The organism is Pseudomonas sp. CFII64 (genome assembly GCF_000416235.1).
Taxonomy (GTDB): domain Bacteria; phylum Pseudomonadota; class Gammaproteobacteria; order Pseudomonadales; family Pseudomonadaceae; genus Aquipseudomonas.
This window is the reverse complement of record NZ_ATLO01000051.1, coordinates 307246-322666: the sequence shown is the minus strand read 5'-3', so window position 1 is coordinate 322666 and position 15421 is coordinate 307246. Positions and strand designations below refer to the sequence as shown.

The following is a 15421-nucleotide window of genomic DNA, read 5'->3' as shown; positions in this document are numbered from 1 at the left end:
GACATTTTAAATGTTTTGTCTCATTTTTAGCGGTTGGTGACATATGTCACATGTTAACTATCATCATTAAATGCACAAATAGATGTCTCATTATCACGATTCGGTGCACCTAATATGGGCCTTTCAATGACATTCAATCGCGCTATACGAAACCTAAGTGGTTGAAAATGTGACGGTTATCATAATTCATTGCCCTATATCATCATTCGGTATCCGCGACACGTATCCACCACCCCCGAAGCAAATCCAAGGGTACGCATAATGTATATTATGTTAAATGGCGTATTCATCGATGGCTCCCCCACATGTCATCACTTGATTTATCATGCCTCTGAATCACGTCGTGTAACCGTTGACGCGAGCTGCGTCTGTCAGCGTTACCCATTATTTTTTGTGAGTACGATCTCAATGCGCCTGCTTTCAGTCAAAAATAAAGCTTTTATCCTCAGCGCTGTGGCAACGATAGGCTTTGCTTCTGTTCTACAGGCGGCGCCACAGCTGTCGATTGACGTTCACCGGGACCCGAACTGCGGCTGTTGCAGCAAATGGATGGCTTACCTGAAAGAGCACGGCTATACCGTGGTCGATCACCTTGAGGACAATATGAGCCAGGTAAAGGAAAAGCTGGGCGTTCCTGCACAACTGGGGTCCTGTCATACCGGCGTGGTTAATGGGAAGTTTGTAGAGGGTCATGTCCCGGTCGAACAAATCGCCGAGCTGACCAGGCGAATGGATCTGATCGGCGTCGCCGCACCCGGCATGCCCATGGGATCGCCTGGCATGGAGTCCGGTGACCGGCGCAGCGCCTACCAGATCATCGGCTTGACCAAAGCTGGTGCAGAGGAAGTTATCGCGGACTATCCGGCTCGATAACTTCCAGCACACTGTTTATCGCTGTCACGGAGTCAACTCAGCGACCTCCCTCGCCTGAACCTGACTCTCGTGACGCAGACCACTGATACGGTCTACCAGGTATCGCGCATCTTGCGCCACTCCCGAAAAACGCCCCGAACCCCAGGTGTACAGCCACGGCAATCCAAGGAAGTACAAACCTGGCTGCGAGGTGATCCCGCGTTGATGCCCGGGATGGCCGCGACCGTTGAAGACTGGAGCCTCGACCCAGGTGAAGTCCGGGCTGAAGCCAATGCACCAGACGATGCTGGTGATCCCTTCGCCAATCAGATCCAGTTCGCTGCGGGCCTGCTTTGGTGCCCAGGTTGGCTGATAACGCTCTCCCGGCGGAGCGTCAATCGAGTGCTGCTCGATGTACTTGTCGATCGAACCATTGATCCGGTTGTAGACCGCGTCGGCGCTATCCAGGCTCTCGGCCAGGTTATTGGCGAACTGCAGCCGCGTGCCTTGCAACCCCTCAAGACGACCGACCAGCTCCATCCCTTCGCGAGCGAAATTGCGCAGATCAATGTCGCGTCCACCGTCGCGCCCGGTGACGTAATGATTGGTGTTGTCGCGCACGCCTTCACGCAGCGGATGCGTGTCGACGCCGATCTGGTAGTAACCCATCTCAGCGAGCCAATCGACTACGTCCTTGCCACGATAGAAACGCGCACAACGCGGCGCATCGCCGACAGCCAGATAGACCTTGCGCCCGGCCAGGTGCAAATCTTCAGCGATTTGCGCACCTGATTGGCCGGAGCCGACGACCAGCACGTTCCCGACGGGCAGTGCCTGCGGATTGCGGTACTGCTCGGAATGAAGCTGGTGAACAGTCACCGGCAAACGTTCCGCCAGGCGCGGGATGATCGGCGTGTGGTAACCGCCCGAAGCGACAATCACCTGATCGGCGCTGAACTCGCCATGTGAGGTATGCACCTCGAACCCACCTGCCGCGCGAGGGATCACCCGCTGCACGGCGACGCCTTCACGGACGGGCGCATTGACCGATTTGACGAAGCCGGCCAGGTATTGGTTGATCTCGTCTTTCTTCATGAAACCGTGCGGGTCGGTGCCCTTGAATTCATTGGTGTAGCTGTAACCCGGCAACGCGCACTGCCAATTGGGAGTCACCAGACTGAAGGCGTCCCAGCGCTGATTACGCCAGGTGTGGGTCACGCTGTGTTTCTCCAACACCAGATGGTCAATCCCGTGCTGTTGCAGGTAATAACTGGCGGATAACCCGGCCTGACCGCCGCCGACGACGATCACGCTGTGGTGTGATGGTTTGCTTGAAGTGAGCTGACTGGTCATACGGGGCTCCGGTGATCGGGGTCAAAAAGGTTAAAGAAGAAACAAGCACTCAGAATGAACTCCAGCCCGCGCTGATCACCTGCCCGGCGCCGTCTGTTCGCATGCTGAGAATCTCTACCTGTCCGGCAACCATGTCGGGCTCGACCAGGTAGCTGGCCTGCCCCTTCAGCGAACTCAAGGTGTCCATGGCGGAACTGCAATAGAAGCCCTTGGCCTCCTTGACCCGTTCCGAGGCGTTGTTCAACGCATTTTCAAGCCGTTGCAGGAAGTCCGTCAGCGGGTAACTGGCGCCCTCCTCCAGGTATTGATAAATCACCGTCGACGGCGAGTAACCGGTCGCTTCCTTGCCGTTGGGCCAACGAATTTTGAAATTGACGGCGGGCATGTCAGTGCTCCTGTTGATCAAGGTTTAAAGGGGTCAAATCAAGATGGGGGTAGCTGAAACCGGTAAACGCCCGCTCATGCAGGTTCCAGAATTCGCCGCGCTGCTTGCCGAGCTGGGCGTTCAACGCGCCGCTGCCATCGACAACGCCGATGCGTTCACAACGCACGCCTTCGAAGGCAAATGCGGTCTGGACTTGCGGCCAGTCACGCTCATCCAGGGTCATCAAAAAGCCGTAGCTGGGGAACACCTGCAGCCAGCGCGCGAGGTCGGCATCCGGCGGACATGGCATGGCCGACAAGTCGATGGTCGCGCCGCAGCCGGTGGTTTCCAGCAACATCAAAAGACTGCCGAGCACCCCGGCGTTGCTGATGTCCTTGGCCGCCCGGAGCAATCGGGCTTCGGCCAGGCGCGGCAGCACGTCGAGCTTGCTGCGCAGGCGTTCGGCCGGCACGCCTTCAAAAGCTTTCCAATAGGCGCTGTCGGCATGCCATGCGCCTTCAAGGTCCACCGCCATGGCGATGACCTGGCCGGGCGCGACATGCAAGGTCGACAACAAGGTTTGTGCAATGCCAGTAATCGCTACCGCCAGAGCCGTCGGGTTACCGGTCGCGAGGCTGGTGTGCCCGCCGGCCAGCAACAAGCCGTAGGCTTCGCAGGCTGCGCGCATACCCGCCAAGAGTTCGTGTGCAGCTGCGTTGTCGTGATGCCAATACGCGTTGACCACCGCCGTCGCACGACCGCCCATCGCAGTGATATCGCTGACATTGGCCATGACTGCCGACCATCCGGCAAACCACGGCGCCGACTCGACGAACGCCGGCAGCATCCCTTCAATAGCCAGCAGCTGGAAATGATCGCCACAGGCAATTGCCGCCGTGTCATCACCGGGCAAGGCGTAAAGCTGCTCGCGGGTCAGTGATTGTTGTCTGCTGCCGATAACGGCTGCGGGTTGCTGGATCTCCTGTTTCGAACGCATCGCCGGGGTGCTGCGCAATGTGTCGAGCAGCGCCGTCAGATCAGTCATGGCGAGCCACCTTCAGCGCACGCAACGACACCTGGCGTGGCATCAACGGGTAGCTCGGCAGATCCGCCTGCATCAGGCAATGCGGCTGGCCGAGCAACTCCAGGTGGTCAAGGATTCGCCAATGCAGGCCGCGGAAATAGCTTTCGTTCTGCGCCTGCACCGTTGCGCGAAACACCTCGCAGCCCAGCTCCTTGGCCCGCGACACCGCTTCGTTGACCAGCGCCCTGCCAATCATGCTGTGTCGCCGATACGCCTGGGCCACACACAAACGCCCGCCGAACCACAGGCCAGGCTCCGGCTGATAGATGCGCACTGCACCGACCACCTGATCGGCAATCCCGCAGTTGCCGGCCAGGGCCACGATAGCAATCGCCTGAAAATCATGGCTGTCCTTGTCTTGCACCAGCAGTTGTTGCTCATCGGAAAACACCGCGCGCCGCAGGGCGAAATAGGCCTGTTTCTCCCAATTTTCACTGGCGGGCTTGACCAGTAACTCACCGGCACGAAACGGTTCAAAGGTGCTGTCGACCAAGGCAAACGCAAGATTCGGCATGGGTGTTCTCCGGCTTATTCGTAGCTTTTCAGGGCCGAGCACGCGCCACATTTGGCGCAGCCGGCGTTGATCTGATCCGAGTGCAAACCGTGGCGACGCAGGCTCGCACCGATCTGCGGATACAAACGGGCCATCATCGCGCTGTCGGGTTTGGGGTGATGCGCCAAGGGCGTGCCGTCGATAGGCACGAACGGCACCACGAACGGGTACACGCCCAGCGCGCACAAACGTTCACTCATCTCGCTGATAGCGGCTTCGCTGTCACCCAGCCCGGCGAGAATGTAGGTGCTGACCTGGCCGCGACCGAACACGTCGACCGCCGCGCTGAAGGCCTCGAAATAGCGGCTCAGCGGGACTTCGGCCTTGCCCGGCATGATCCGTTGACGCACCTCGTCGGTGACCGCTTCCAGGTGCATGCCCAGCGACACCACGCCGCTGTCGGCCAGACGCTGGAACCAGCGATCGTCGTCCGGCGGCTCGCATTGCGCCTGGATCGGCAGATCGACCGCTGCCGTCACCGCTGCGGCGGACTCACACAAGATCGCCGCGCCACGGTCCGGGGTTTGCGGCGTGCCGGTGGTCATCACCATGTGCTTGACGCCATCCAGTTCCACGGCCGCCTTTGCCACTTCCGCCAGTTGCTGTGGACGTTTACGGGCGATGGTTTTGCCCGCTGCCAGCGACTGGCCAATCGCGCAAAACTGGCAGGAACTGCCGCGATCATTGAACCGAATGCAGTGCTGTAACACCGTCGTCGCCAGTACATCGCTGCTGTGCAGCGTGGCGATTTTCCAATAGGGAACGCCATCAGCAGTGCTCAAGCCATAGAACTTCGGCACGCCGGGCATTTGCACCTGGCCCACCTGCAAGCCTTCACGAAAGATCAGCGCCTGGCTGCCATCGGCGCTGGGTTGTGCTTGATAAGGTGAATCCTGCGAAGCCTGGTTGAGGATTGGCACCATCATGGTCCGGCTACCAAAACTCAGCGCCTTGTGGTCCGACGGTCCCGCGCCACCTTGTCGGGACAAGCCGTTTTGCGCGGCGGGCCAACGCACGCCATGGCATTGCAGTTCAGCCAACAATTCATTGGTTTGCATGATCAAATTCCTCGCTGGCCAGCGCCGTAAAGTGCGCGCCGCGTTCATGCACATGAGCCGTCGGCGTGCGGTCGATCAACAGGCTGAGCAGTTCCGGCCGGCTGTAATGCCCGACGCAATCCATCATCCGTTTGCGCTTGTCGATCAAGGCCAGATCAAGATCGGCGATCACCACGCCCTCCCCCGAACGCAGCGGCTCGCCGAGTAACTTACCCTCGGGTGACACGATCCCAGTGAAGCAACCGCCCGAGATCGGACCGAGGCCGCAACCGGTGTCCTGCATGATCTGGCCCTGCTGATCGGCGTCCAGCCACGCAGTGGCATTCACCACGAAACAGCCGGATTCCAGGGCGTGGTGGCGGATGGTGACTTCGATCTGCTCGGCAAAGACATCGCCTACCAGTGAGCCGGGAAACATCGCCGCGTGGATCTGCTCCCCATCCGCCATCAAGGCGTAGCGGGCCAGCGGGTTGTAATGCTCCCAGCAGGCCAGTGATCCGATGCGTCCGACCGCGCTGTCGATGGCGCGCAGACCGGAACCATCGCCCTGCCCCCAGACCATTCGCTCGTGGTACGTCGGGGTGATCTTGCGGCGGTGCTGAATCAAGCTGCCGTCGGCATCGAACAGCAATTGCGCGTTGTAGATCGTGCCGCCATCGCGTTCGTTGACGCCGATGGAGACGACCATTCCCGCCTGCTTGCACGCTTCGCCAATGGCCAGCGTGGCGGCAGACGGCACGGTAACGGATTGATCAAGCAATTTGAGATGTTGTGCGCCCATGGCGAATGCCGGCTGCACAAACGAAAAGTACGGGTAGTAAGGCACCACCGTTTCCGGGAACACGGCGAACTGCACACCTTGTCGGCCGAGAGCAATGATCTGTTGGCAGACCTTGTCCACGGTGCCTTCGCGGCTGTAAAGCACCGGGCTGATTTGTACGGCGGCTGCGCGAATGATGGCCATGATAGGTCCTGAGGTCAGTAGTGCTCGGAAGATCGATGCGAGGATGTGGGAGCTGGCTTGCCTGGATGCGGGCGACGCGGTGCTTCAGATGCGCCGCCATCGCGAGCAAGCTCGCTCCCACAGGGTGTCAGTGACTCAAGCCGTCCAGGTATCAATGATCATCGCGCCTTCACGGCGCATCAGCAGACGCAGGTCCATCACGTCCAGCGGGTTGATCGGGCGGATGCCTTCGATCAGGGCCTTTTCGGTCTGGCCGTACAGCGCCTGCAAAGCGAAGCGGCAAGCGTAGACCTCACCCCCCTCCTCCATGAACTGCATGAGCTGCTTGTTCACCGCCAGATGACCTGGAAACGCTTCAGCGCCCAGGGTCGGGAAACCGCGTTGCACGCCCAACTGCACGCCTGGCCCGTACAGCAGGATTTTGGTTTCGAAACCTTTGCGCAGCAGGCGCTTGGCCTGAAGCATGTTGACCAGGCCGATGGAACCCTCGAATGCGATGGTGTGGAAGGTGATCAAGACTTTTTCGCCGGGCTCGGCTTTGACGTCCTCGAAGACTTTCTCTTCGTAATTGACCAGGAAGTCGCCGTCTTTGTAATGGGGGATGTCCACGGTTGGCATAGTGTCGCTCTCCAGTTTCTGGGTGCTTGGTCGTCAGCCTGTGTTGGCTGTCGGGTTGCAGGAGATAGAGCGAACGCCGTGCCAGAAAATAAAACTGATTTTTATCTAAGGTCAACCTATTGAATTTGTTGAAAATACTGATCTGATCCGGTTTTTGACTGCGCTTCTGATGCTATCGATTCATCACGGATTCCCGTAGAAATACGAATATTCGTAGCGACAAATCACGAGATCTCGTAGCCATGACTGAAACAGACTCTCTCAGCGGTTGGGCCGATCTGGCGTATTCGTCGCGGCACATGGTGTTTGAGCATTGTGCCGAGGCCATCGCGCTGCTTAACCCGTTCTCCGATCGCCTGGGCGACCTGAACATCGCGGCCTGCAAGCTGCTCGGCTACCCGCGTCAGGAGTTACTGGAACTGCCGGTTAGCAAGCTGTTCGGCCACCAACTGGCCGATCTGATCGTGTTCACCCAGGCGGTGATGGACAAAGGCCGCGGCTGGACTGAAGAGCTGAGCTGCAACTGCAAGAGCGGCGAACGCATCGAGCTGGAAATTTCCGCCACAACCCTGCAAATCAAGGGTGAACAGCAACTGATCCTGGTGCTGCGTGAGTTGAGTCATGAGAGGTACCAGCGCGACCAGGCCCATACCGAGCGCACCATGCGCGGCGGGCTGATCGAGTGGCGCAACATTCTCAACCTGTTCCAGGAAAGCGAGCGCGACAATCAGTTGCTGCTCAGTTCGGTGGGCGACGGCATCTACAGCATTGACAGCGAAGGCCTGGCCACCTTCGTCAACCCGGCCGGCGCGCGAATGCTGGGCTGGGAGCCGCAGGACATGATCGGCAAGAACATCCATCGCATCCACCACCATACGCACGCCGACGGCAGCCACTACCCGGTCGAAGACTGTCCGATCTATAAAGCGGTGCGCGACGGTGTGGTGCATGAGGGACGTCAGGAAGTGTTCTGGCGTCGCGATGGCAGTTCGTTTCCGGTGGAATTCACGAGCACCCCAGTGATTTCCGAGGGCCGAATCGTCGGCGCGGTGGTGGTGTTTCGCGATATCACCGAGCGGCGCAGCACGGAAATCCAGCTACAAAACGCCCTGGAAGAACTCAAGGTGCTCAAGGAACGGCTTGAAGAACAAAACGCCTATTTGCAGGAAGAGATCCACATCGAGCACAACTTCCGCGAGATCGTCGGCCAAAGCGAACCGATCAAGAAAATCATCAGGCAGATCGACGTGGTCGCGCCCACCGATGCCAGCGTCCTGATCAATGGCGAGTCGGGCACGGGTAAAGAGCTGATTGCCCGCGCGATCCATCAGGCCAGCCGCCGCAATGCCAGCCCGCTGATTCGGGTCAACTGCGCAGCAATTCCTGCCGAGCTGTTCGAGAGCGAGTTCTTTGGGCACATTCGCGGCGCGTTTACCGGCGCGGTACGGGATCGCGTGGGCCGCTTTGAGCTGGCCGATGGCGGCACGCTGTTTCTCGACGAGATCGGTGAGATCCCGCTGGAGCTGCAAAGCAAACTGCTGCGCGTGTTGCAGGAAGGCCAGTTCGAACGGGTCGGTGAAGAGCGCACCCGTAAAGTCGATGTGCGGATCATTGCCGCAACCAACAGGGATCTGCGGCAGGAAATCGTCGCGAAAAACTTTCGCGAAGACCTGTATTTCCGGCTCAATGTTTTTCCTATCCAGTCGCCAGCGCTACGCGAACGACCGATCGATATCGCACCGCTGGCCGCACATTTCCTCAAGCAGACCGGCAAGCGCCTGAACATGCCGGGCCGGCGCCTGCGCAACAGCGATATCGAACAGCTGCAGCGCTATTCATGGCCGGGCAATATCCGCGAACTGCAAAACGTGATCGAGCGCGCGTTGATCACTTCGATTGGTGCCGATCTGAACCTGGACCTGCCGGATGAATCGACTGTCCAGAACAACACTTCGGAGGCTACCGACCGCCAGACCATTTTGACCGACGCGCAGATGCGCGACCTTGAGCGAAGCAACCTGCAGGCTGCGCTGGCTGCAACCAAAGGCAAGCTTTTTGGCAAAGAAGGCGCGGCCGAGCTGCTGGGCATAAAACCCACGACGTTGGCGTCTCGACTTAAACGCCTGGATCTCGGCTGAGCCATCGGGACGATCACATTTATGTGCAGTCCAATCTGCAAGTCGGAATGACTACACATAGTCTTTACGACATCGATATCTGGCAGTCATAAAGACAGCGTAGGCACTGGTACCGCTGATCCAGAGGGGCTATCTATTTGGCCCGTTTTTTGAATCCGTCAACGTTGAACATCAAACCAATCCAGGTTCAGCAAGGATCAATAACGATGAGTAATGATTTCGAAGGACGTTTGGCGGTGATCACCGGTGCCAGTTCCGGGATAGGTTTGGCGGTAACCGAACGCCTTCTCTCACAAGGCGCTCGGGTACTCGCCATGTCGCGGCAGATAGGCGGACTGGAGGCGCTTGCTGGACGGTTTGCGGACCAGTTGACCTGGATGGCAGGCGATGTCACTAAGCATGAGGATCTTGCACAACTGGCTGAGCACGCTTCGCGCCTGGGTCCGGTGAATTTTCTGGTGCCTAATGCGGGCATCGCTGAACTGGCCGACGGTCTCGACACTCAGGCATTTGATCGCCAGTGGGCAGTCAATGGCGCGGGCGCATTGAATACGCTGGCGTGCCTGCGTGAAACTCTGGCGAAACCGGCGTCGGTCGTTTTTATCGGTACGTTTCTGGCGAAAGTGACGTTCCCCGGCCTTGCTGCCTATATAGCCTCCAAGGCGGCCCTTCAGGCACATGCCCGCACACTGGCAGTTGAATTTGCGCCGCTTGGGATAAGAATCAATATGGTTTCACCGGGCCCGACCGCGACCCCGATCTGGTCAACTTTGGGACTCAAGCCTGATGCCTTGGCCGGTGTCGCCGATCAGGTTAACCAGCGACTTCTTGATGGCCAGTTTTTAGACGCAGGGGCGGTTGCGGACGTCGTCTTGTTTCAGCTCAGCAACGGCGCAAGAAACGTTTACGGCCAGGATTGGATTGTCGACAGCGGCTATACCATTCGATAGCACAACGTGACAACAGCCGGCCAGACGTTTGATCCACTCGCGCCTGATCAAACGGCTTCGTCCGCTCCTTGTCCACCCGCCTCGGCCGAGGCGCCGTGAAATATCGCCTTCAAGCCGAGTACAGCCCGATCCAACCGTTGACGCCCACATACACGCCTACGCAGATGATCAACACGCTGGAGAGGTAAGGTGCTCGTCGAGCGGCGGCATTGAGCCAGGGGAAACGATTTGAGGCTTTTCGAGCGCCGATGGCGGCGGCAGCGCCCACGGTGACCAAGGTCATCGCGAGGCCGAGGCTGAAGCAGAGCACCATCACAGCACCGAGGGTGGTCTGCTTCACTTGCAAGCAGAGCAACAGCACGGTTATCGCTGCCGGGCAAGGGATCAGCCCTCCGGTCAGGCCAAACATCAGGATCTGACCATTGCTGACTTCTCGATTGGTGAAGCGTTTGCGGATATCGCTGGCATGGGCCTTTTCATGGGCATCCTGGTAGCCCTCCCCGGTCAGGCTTAATCCGTCCAGATCGCCGTGGTCATGGCTATGCCCAGGACTGTGCTCTTTAAAGTTCAGGTCGTGATCGTGGCTGTGGCTTGCGTGCCCCAGACTGAGCCGGGCGCTGAACGCATGCGGTTCAACATGGCCGTGCCCTGTAGCGATACGGTGCGTGGCGTCGTGTTCATGGTGGTCATCATGAGCATGAGCATGTGCACCGTTTGCCTGTTCGAATTGATACAGCTGCTCACCACGCCACGAGCGCCACAGCATCCGGAGCGCAATGGCAATGATCAGCGCAGCAGATGCGAGCTGGAAGTAAGGCTCTGTAGTTTCCGCATCCAGACCCTGGCCCAGATACATCCCACCAATGGCCACCAACCAGACAACAGCGGTGTGCGACAGCGTAGCTGCGAGTCCCAATAGCACTGCCTGCTTGACGGAACCCCGGATGGCCACAATAAAGGCCGCCATCATGGTTTTGGAGTGCCCCGGCTCCAGCCCATGCAACGCTCCCAGCAAGATGGCACTGGGGAAATACAGCCAGGCGTGCGAACCACCTTGCTGCAACAGCTCGACAAAGTTCGGCATGCCAGACCTACAGGTATTTGGTGATTTGCTTGAAAGCTTCCAGCGGTGCCCGCTCGCCTTTTGCGAGTGAACCTACCGTGTCTTCAAGGCAGTGATCGATGTGATCCTGAATCAACGTGCGTTTGGCTTGGCATACCGCTTTCTCGACTGCGTGAAGCTGCTGAGCGATATCGACACACTCGCGGCCTTCTTCAATCATGGCAATGATGCCGCGCAAATGCCCGTCTGCCCGCTTCAGGCGCTTGATAATCGCCTCATGGGACAAGTGCGTGTGGCCATGGGGGTGGTCGTGCTCACTCATGATTTGGGCCTCTGGCCTGAATGATTCAGATCGCCACTATATCCCCCCTGGGGGGATAGGGTCAAACCCATTACCATGCATTTCCTCGACGATACCTGCTGCTTCTGGAGCCATGCCCCTTCAGTGCACATGTCGATCTACAGTGAGTTGCTGATGGAGCGGGTGAGGAAAGCGAACATGAAGCGTCTCAAAGTGTATGGCTCACTCTGCCGGTCTCTGTAACGCTACGCACTCCGGGCGCTGTGGCTAAATAGACGTCCGAATTACCTGATCAACGAGCCCTTTATGACCTCCCGTGATAACACTGGCATGGCCCTCGGCCTGCTGGGCGTTATAATTTTCAGCTTGACCCTGCCCATGACCCGGATCGTGGTCGAGGAAATTCACCCCCTGCTTAATGGCCTCGGCCGCGCGTTGGTGGCCGCGATTCCAGCCGCGGCGCTGTTGCTGTTGAGGCGTGAACAATGGCCGACGTGGAAGCAGGTCAAAGGTCTGTTCTTTGTCATCCTTGGAGTCATCGTCGGTTTCCCGGTGCTCTCGGCATGGGCCATGCAAACGCTGCCCTCATCCCACGGCGCACTGGTTAACGGCCTGCAGCCGCTGATCGTGGCGATGTACGCCGCCTGGTTGTCCCATGAGCGTCCGTCCAAAGCATTCTGGGCCTGCGCGGCGCTGGGAAGCGCGCTGGTATTGACCTACGCGTTGATTCAGGGTGCCGGCAGCATCAGCAGCGGCGACTTGCTGATGCTGGCCGCCATTGCCCTTGGCGGCCTGGGTTATGCCGAAGGTGGCAGACTGGCGCGGGAGATGGGCGGCTGGCAGGTAATCTGCTGGGCATTGGTACTGGCATTCCCGGTACTGCTGGGGCCCGTGTTGTACCTGGCATTCCAGCATCAAGGCCCCATCAGTACGCCAACATTATGGGCGTTCGGCTACGTCACTTTGTTCTCGCAATTCATCGGCTTCTTCGCCTGGTACGCCGGGTTGGCCATGGGCGGGATCGCCAGGGTCGGCCAGGTGCAATTGCTGCAGATATTCTTCACCATTGCCTTTTCGGCGCTGTGGTTCGGCGAGCACATTGAACCCATCACCTGGCTATTTGCGGCTGGCGTGGTAGGCACCGTGATCCTGGGACGCAGGACCACGGTGAAGCCGCCGCAACCGATTACGCTGAAGTGATTGGGCCAGACCGGGCAGAATAAAACCTGGCCGGACTGCCAGATGTGGAGGGTTGGACGCGAGTCCGGCCCTCAGGCTGCCGACAGCGCTGACACAAGTTCAACCTTGCGCATATTTATGCTAGTGGTTCATTCAACAAACACATAATTAGCTTAGATCAAAAAAGCCTTTTACAGCTCTCAGTCATAAGATTACGGTCTTAGGAAATCTGCCGGGACATTCCCGTGTCAGCCCTCAAACCTGACTGATGACTGCCCATGAGCACACGTTCTCCGGCCTACCCCTCCGACGTTGCACCCACCCTGCCCGTGCAGCCTTGCTCCCCGGCAATCAGCGCGCAGCGGCTGTTTGGCTTCCCCAACCACTGGCTCGCGATTCTGGCCATTTCCTCAAGCCTGATTGGCTGCTCGCCTTCGGCTGACCAGAACGCGAACAATGGAACACTGAAAATCGCGTTCTTTCGGGATAACACCACGCTGGTCAGTCTGGATCCTTTCCAGGTTTATTGGCTTGAGCATCGGGTCGTGCTGCGCAACGTTGCCGAGTCCCTGACCGACCAGGACCCGCAGACCGGCAAGATCATTCCCTGGCTGGCGACCGGATGGGACATCAGCCCGGACGCTTTGCAGTACACCTTTCACTTGCGCAAGGACGTTACGTTCAGCAATGGCACGCGCTTCGATGCCCACGCGGTGAAGACTGCGTTTGATTCCGACAAGGCCTTCGCTGCGCAACTGCCTGCCACCTTTGGTGCGACTTACCTCGCGGGCTACGACCACGCCGAGGTCGTCGACGACTTCACGGTAAAACTGGTGCTTGCGCGTCCGAATGCCGGCTTCCTGCAAGCCACATCCACCACCAACCTGGCGATCCTCGCCCCTGAAAGCTACGTAAAAACTGCCAAGGAGCGCTCGCTTGGGGCAATTATCGGCACCGGGCCCTTCGTGCTCGATCACTACACGCCGGAGTCTGGCCTGAGTCTACTCAAACGGACCGGTTACGCCTGGCCCTCAGCCAACGCGCAGAACCGGGGTGAAGCGCACCTGGACAAGGTTGACGTGACCTACATTCCCGAGGAAAGCGTGCGCAATGGTCAGTTTGTGCAGGGCCAGCTCGACATACTCTGGCCACGCGCACCTTTTTCCGAAGTGGACAGCAAACTGTTCGAGTCGAAAAAAGCCACCATCCAGAGCCGCTCACTGCCTGGCCCGGCCCTGAACTGGTTTCCCAATACTCGCGGCGACCGCCTCCTCGGTGACAATGCGATACGCCAGGCGCTGCAAAAAGCCATTGATCGCAAGACCTATGCGTCGACGGTTTATAGCGCGAAATTCCCGGTGGTCAGCAGTCTCTACGACACCACCACTCCATTTTTCAAAAGCCAGAGCGCCAAGCTCGCCTTCGATCCCGCCGGCGCACGTCAACTGTTGAATGACGCTGGCTGGGTGCCGGGTGCGGACGGGTATCGAGTCAAGAACGGCAAGCGCCTCAAGCTGACCTACAACCTTCAGGTCGCGGAAACCGCTGGCGACGTCCTGATCCAGGATCAGCTGCGCCAGGTCGGTATCGATCTCAAGCTCAATGTGCTCACCACTGCCGATTGGGCAGCGGCGAACGCCGCCGGCAACTATGACCTGACTTCCACCTACATGACGCGCGCCGACCCGATCATTCTGCAAACCATCATTGATCCACGAACGGCCAACAGTTCCACCGTGGCGACCAATCTTTACTCCCCGCAAACGCTGCCCAAGGCCCAGGCGCTGTTTGACACCGGCATGACGGCAACGTCCAGCGAGCAACGGGCCCAGGCCTACGGCGCGCTGCAGGATTTGCTCATTGACGAGGCCTCGGCGTTTCCGATCTATGAGCGGGTATGGCAAGCCGCGACCAGCCAGCGGGTCCACAACTTCCGCTGGACTGCAGAAGGCTTCGCGCTGCTCAACGACATTGAGCTCAAACAACCATGAGTCGCTATGTGATCGGCCGAATCGGTCAGGCTGTTTTGGTGTTATGGGGGGCGTATACCGTCGCCTATTTCATTCTGTATCTGCTGCCGGGCGATCCACTCTCGATCATGCTGAGTGCGTCGGGCGTGGAGATCGACTCACTTTCAGTCGCAGATCTTGCCAAGGCCCGCGCGTACTACGGGCTCGATCAGAGTGTGCTTGAGCAGTATCTCAGTCTGGTATTGGGCGCAGTGCACGGTGACTTTGGTCAGTCGATTGCACTGAACCGTCCGGTGGCCGGCCTGCTCGCGGAACGGTTGCCGCAAACATTGGCGCTGGCGGGCGTCGCCATCGTGTTGTCGTTGACTGGCGGTATCGGCCTGGGCTATCTGGCCGCCTATGTGCGCTGGCGCCCCTTGCAAACCGCCTTGGCGCGGGTGCCGTCACTGGGCTTTTCCGTACCGGTCTTCTGGATGGGCTTGCTGCTGATCCAGGTGTTCGCGTTTACCCTGGGCTGGCTGCCATCCACTGGCAACCAAGGTCTGTCCAGCCTGGTGTTGCCAGCAATCACTTTGGCGATCCCCAGCGCTGCGGTTTATGCCCAGGTGTTACTCCGAGGTTTTCAGGGTGTCCGTCATGAGCCCTACCTTGCGACCGCTTACGCGAAAGGCCTGAGCCGAGCGCAAGTGCAGCGACGCCACGCCTTCAAGAACGCAGCCTTGCCGCTGCTCACCTTGATCGGCTTGCAAGTCGGCAACACCGTCTCCGGTGCCGTGTTGGTGGAAACCATCTTTGCGCGCAGCGGCATAGGCCGCCTGGCTCAGGAAGCAGTCCTGCGTCAGGACATCCCTGTGGTGCTGGCCATCGTCAGCGTGGCGGCAGCGGCATTCGTGGTGGTCAACCTCGTCGTGGACCTGCTCTACCCCCTTCTTGATCCACGCATCACTCATACGCCGAGGATTGCCTGATGGCTG

The 15421-nt window shown here is 58.9% G+C and carries 15 protein-coding genes; 6 read left to right on the top strand and 9 right to left on the bottom strand.

The genetic code is table 11. The annotated features are described in order from the left end of the window. The first annotated feature begins 408 nt into the window (after positions 1 to 408). A complete protein-coding gene (locus tag CFII64_RS27035; protein ID WP_020294059.1) occupies positions 409 to 873 on the top strand; it encodes a DUF411 domain-containing protein in 465 nt (154 codons plus the stop codon). Positions 874 to 897: 24 nt separating this feature from the next. On the opposite strand, the gene CFII64_RS27030 is transcribed toward CFII64_RS27035, so the two are convergent. From CFII64_RS27030 to CFII64_RS27000, 7 genes are all read right to left on the bottom strand, one after another. After that, positions 898 to 2205 carry an MSMEG_0569 family flavin-dependent oxidoreductase gene (locus CFII64_RS27030; protein ID WP_020294058.1) on the bottom strand — a complete coding sequence of 436 codons (1308 nt, stop codon included), beginning with the start codon at positions 2203 to 2205 and terminating at the stop codon, positions 898 to 900. A 49-nt stretch (positions 2206 to 2254) separates the two neighbouring features. Then, positions 2255 to 2590, bottom strand: coding sequence for an MSMEG_0570 family nitrogen starvation response protein (locus tag CFII64_RS27025; protein WP_020294057.1), 336 nt, complete (start codon positions 2588 to 2590; stop codon positions 2255 to 2257). A gap of 1 nt (position 2591) precedes the next feature. Then, on the bottom strand, positions 2592 to 3614 hold the full coding sequence (locus CFII64_RS27020) for a sll0787 family AIR synthase-like protein (RefSeq protein ID WP_020294056.1): 1023 nt from the start codon (positions 3612 to 3614) through the stop codon (positions 2592 to 2594). Next, entirely contained in the window at positions 3607 to 4167 is a 561-nt protein-coding gene (locus tag CFII64_RS27015) for an MSMEG_0567/Sll0786 family nitrogen starvation N-acetyltransferase (RefSeq protein WP_020294055.1), read from the bottom strand. Before CFII64_RS27015 ends, CFII64_RS27020 begins: the two co-directional genes overlap by 8 nt. A 14-nt stretch (positions 4168 to 4181) precedes the next feature. Continuing rightward, positions 4182 to 5264 carry an MSMEG_0568 family radical SAM protein gene (locus CFII64_RS27010; protein WP_020294054.1) on the bottom strand — a complete coding sequence of 361 codons (1083 nt, stop codon included), beginning with the start codon at positions 5262 to 5264 and terminating at the stop codon, positions 4182 to 4184. Then, positions 5251 to 6228, bottom strand: a complete 978-nt coding sequence (locus tag CFII64_RS27005; protein ID WP_020294053.1) for a Nit6803 family nitrilase — start codon at positions 6226 to 6228, stop codon at positions 5251 to 5253. The genes CFII64_RS27010 and CFII64_RS27005 overlap by 14 nt, the downstream gene beginning before the upstream one ends. 135 nt (positions 6229 to 6363) lie before the next feature. After that, positions 6364 to 6846, bottom strand: a complete 483-nt coding sequence (locus CFII64_RS27000) for an MSMEG_0572/Sll0783 family nitrogen starvation response protein (RefSeq protein WP_020294052.1) — start codon at positions 6844 to 6846, stop codon at positions 6364 to 6366. A gap of 242 nt (positions 6847 to 7088) precedes the next feature. Here CFII64_RS27000 and CFII64_RS26995 point away from each other — a divergent pair, with 242 nt between their 5' ends. Beyond that, positions 7089 to 8984, top strand: coding sequence for a sigma 54-interacting transcriptional regulator (locus CFII64_RS26995; protein WP_020294051.1), 1896 nt, complete (start codon positions 7089 to 7091; stop codon positions 8982 to 8984). 206 nt (positions 8985 to 9190) lie between these two features. Beyond that, positions 9191 to 9934, top strand: coding sequence for an SDR family NAD(P)-dependent oxidoreductase (locus CFII64_RS26990; protein WP_020294050.1), 744 nt, complete (start codon positions 9191 to 9193; stop codon positions 9932 to 9934). A 109-nt stretch (positions 9935 to 10043) separates the two neighbouring features. Here CFII64_RS26990 and CFII64_RS26985 read toward each other — a convergent pair whose 3' ends face one another. Together CFII64_RS26985 and CFII64_RS26980 are read right to left on the bottom strand one after the other, a co-directional pair. Then, on the bottom strand, positions 10044 to 11018 hold the full coding sequence (locus CFII64_RS26985) for a nickel/cobalt efflux protein RcnA (protein WP_020294049.1): 975 nt from the start codon (positions 11016 to 11018) through the stop codon (positions 10044 to 10046). A 7-nt stretch (positions 11019 to 11025) separates the two neighbouring features. After that, positions 11026 to 11319, bottom strand: coding sequence for a metal-sensing transcriptional repressor (locus CFII64_RS26980; protein WP_020294048.1), 294 nt, complete (start codon positions 11317 to 11319; stop codon positions 11026 to 11028). A 285-nt stretch (positions 11320 to 11604) separates the two neighbouring features. Between CFII64_RS26980 and CFII64_RS26975 the strand changes: the two genes are divergently transcribed. The 3 genes from CFII64_RS26975 (at position 11605) to CFII64_RS26965 (ending at position 15415) form a co-directional block, all read left to right on the top strand. Next, the gene (locus CFII64_RS26975) at positions 11605 to 12498 is read left to right on the top strand and encodes a DMT family transporter (RefSeq protein ID WP_020294047.1); all 894 of its coding nucleotides are present in this window, start codon (positions 11605 to 11607) and stop codon (positions 12496 to 12498) included. A gap of 257 nt (positions 12499 to 12755) precedes the next feature. Further along, a complete protein-coding gene (locus CFII64_RS26970) occupies positions 12756 to 14468 on the top strand; it encodes an ABC transporter substrate-binding protein (protein WP_020294046.1) in 1713 nt (570 codons plus the stop codon). Then, positions 14465 to 15415, top strand: a complete 951-nt coding sequence (locus CFII64_RS26965; RefSeq protein WP_020294045.1) for an ABC transporter permease — start codon at positions 14465 to 14467, stop codon at positions 15413 to 15415. Before CFII64_RS26970 ends, CFII64_RS26965 begins: the two co-directional genes overlap by 4 nt. The last annotated feature ends 6 nt before the right edge of the window (positions 15416 to 15421 follow it).

Bases quoted from the DNA above. Each gene is read 5' to 3' on its own strand.
- CFII64_RS26995 (WP_020294051.1), top strand. From the start codon at position 7,089: ATGACTGAAACAGACTCTCTCAGCGGTTGGGCCGATCTGGCGTATTCG.
- CFII64_RS26985 (WP_020294049.1), bottom strand. From the start codon at position 11,018: ATGCCGAACTTTGTCGAGCTGTTGCAGCAAGGTGGTTCGCACGCCTGG.
- CFII64_RS27005 (WP_020294053.1), bottom strand. From the start codon at position 6,228: ATGGCCATCATTCGCGCAGCCGCCGTACAAATCAGCCCGGTGCTTTAC.
- CFII64_RS26970 (WP_020294046.1), top strand. From the start codon at position 12,756: ATGAGCACACGTTCTCCGGCCTACCCCTCCGACGTTGCACCCACCCTG.
- CFII64_RS26965 (WP_020294045.1), top strand. From the start codon at position 14,465: ATGAGTCGCTATGTGATCGGCCGAATCGGTCAGGCTGTTTTGGTGTTA.
- CFII64_RS27000 (WP_020294052.1), bottom strand. From the start codon at position 6,846: ATGCCAACCGTGGACATCCCCCATTACAAAGACGGCGACTTCCTGGTC.
- CFII64_RS26975 (WP_020294047.1), top strand. From the start codon at position 11,605: ATGACCTCCCGTGATAACACTGGCATGGCCCTCGGCCTGCTGGGCGTT.
- CFII64_RS27035 (WP_020294059.1), top strand. From the start codon at position 409: ATGCGCCTGCTTTCAGTCAAAAATAAAGCTTTTATCCTCAGCGCTGTG.
- CFII64_RS27030 (WP_020294058.1), bottom strand. From the start codon at position 2,205: ATGACCAGTCAGCTCACTTCAAGCAAACCATCACACCACAGCGTGATC.
- CFII64_RS26990 (WP_020294050.1), top strand. From the start codon at position 9,191: ATGAGTAATGATTTCGAAGGACGTTTGGCGGTGATCACCGGTGCCAGT.
- CFII64_RS27010 (WP_020294054.1), bottom strand. From the start codon at position 5,264: ATGCAAACCAATGAATTGTTGGCTGAACTGCAATGCCATGGCGTGCGT.
- CFII64_RS27015 (WP_020294055.1), bottom strand. From the start codon at position 4,167: ATGCCGAATCTTGCGTTTGCCTTGGTCGACAGCACCTTTGAACCGTTT.
- CFII64_RS27025 (WP_020294057.1), bottom strand. From the start codon at position 2,590: ATGCCCGCCGTCAATTTCAAAATTCGTTGGCCCAACGGCAAGGAAGCG.
- CFII64_RS26980 (WP_020294048.1), bottom strand. From the start codon at position 11,319: ATGAGTGAGCACGACCACCCCCATGGCCACACGCACTTGTCCCATGAG.
- CFII64_RS27020 (WP_020294056.1), bottom strand. From the start codon at position 3,614: ATGACTGATCTGACGGCGCTGCTCGACACATTGCGCAGCACCCCGGCG.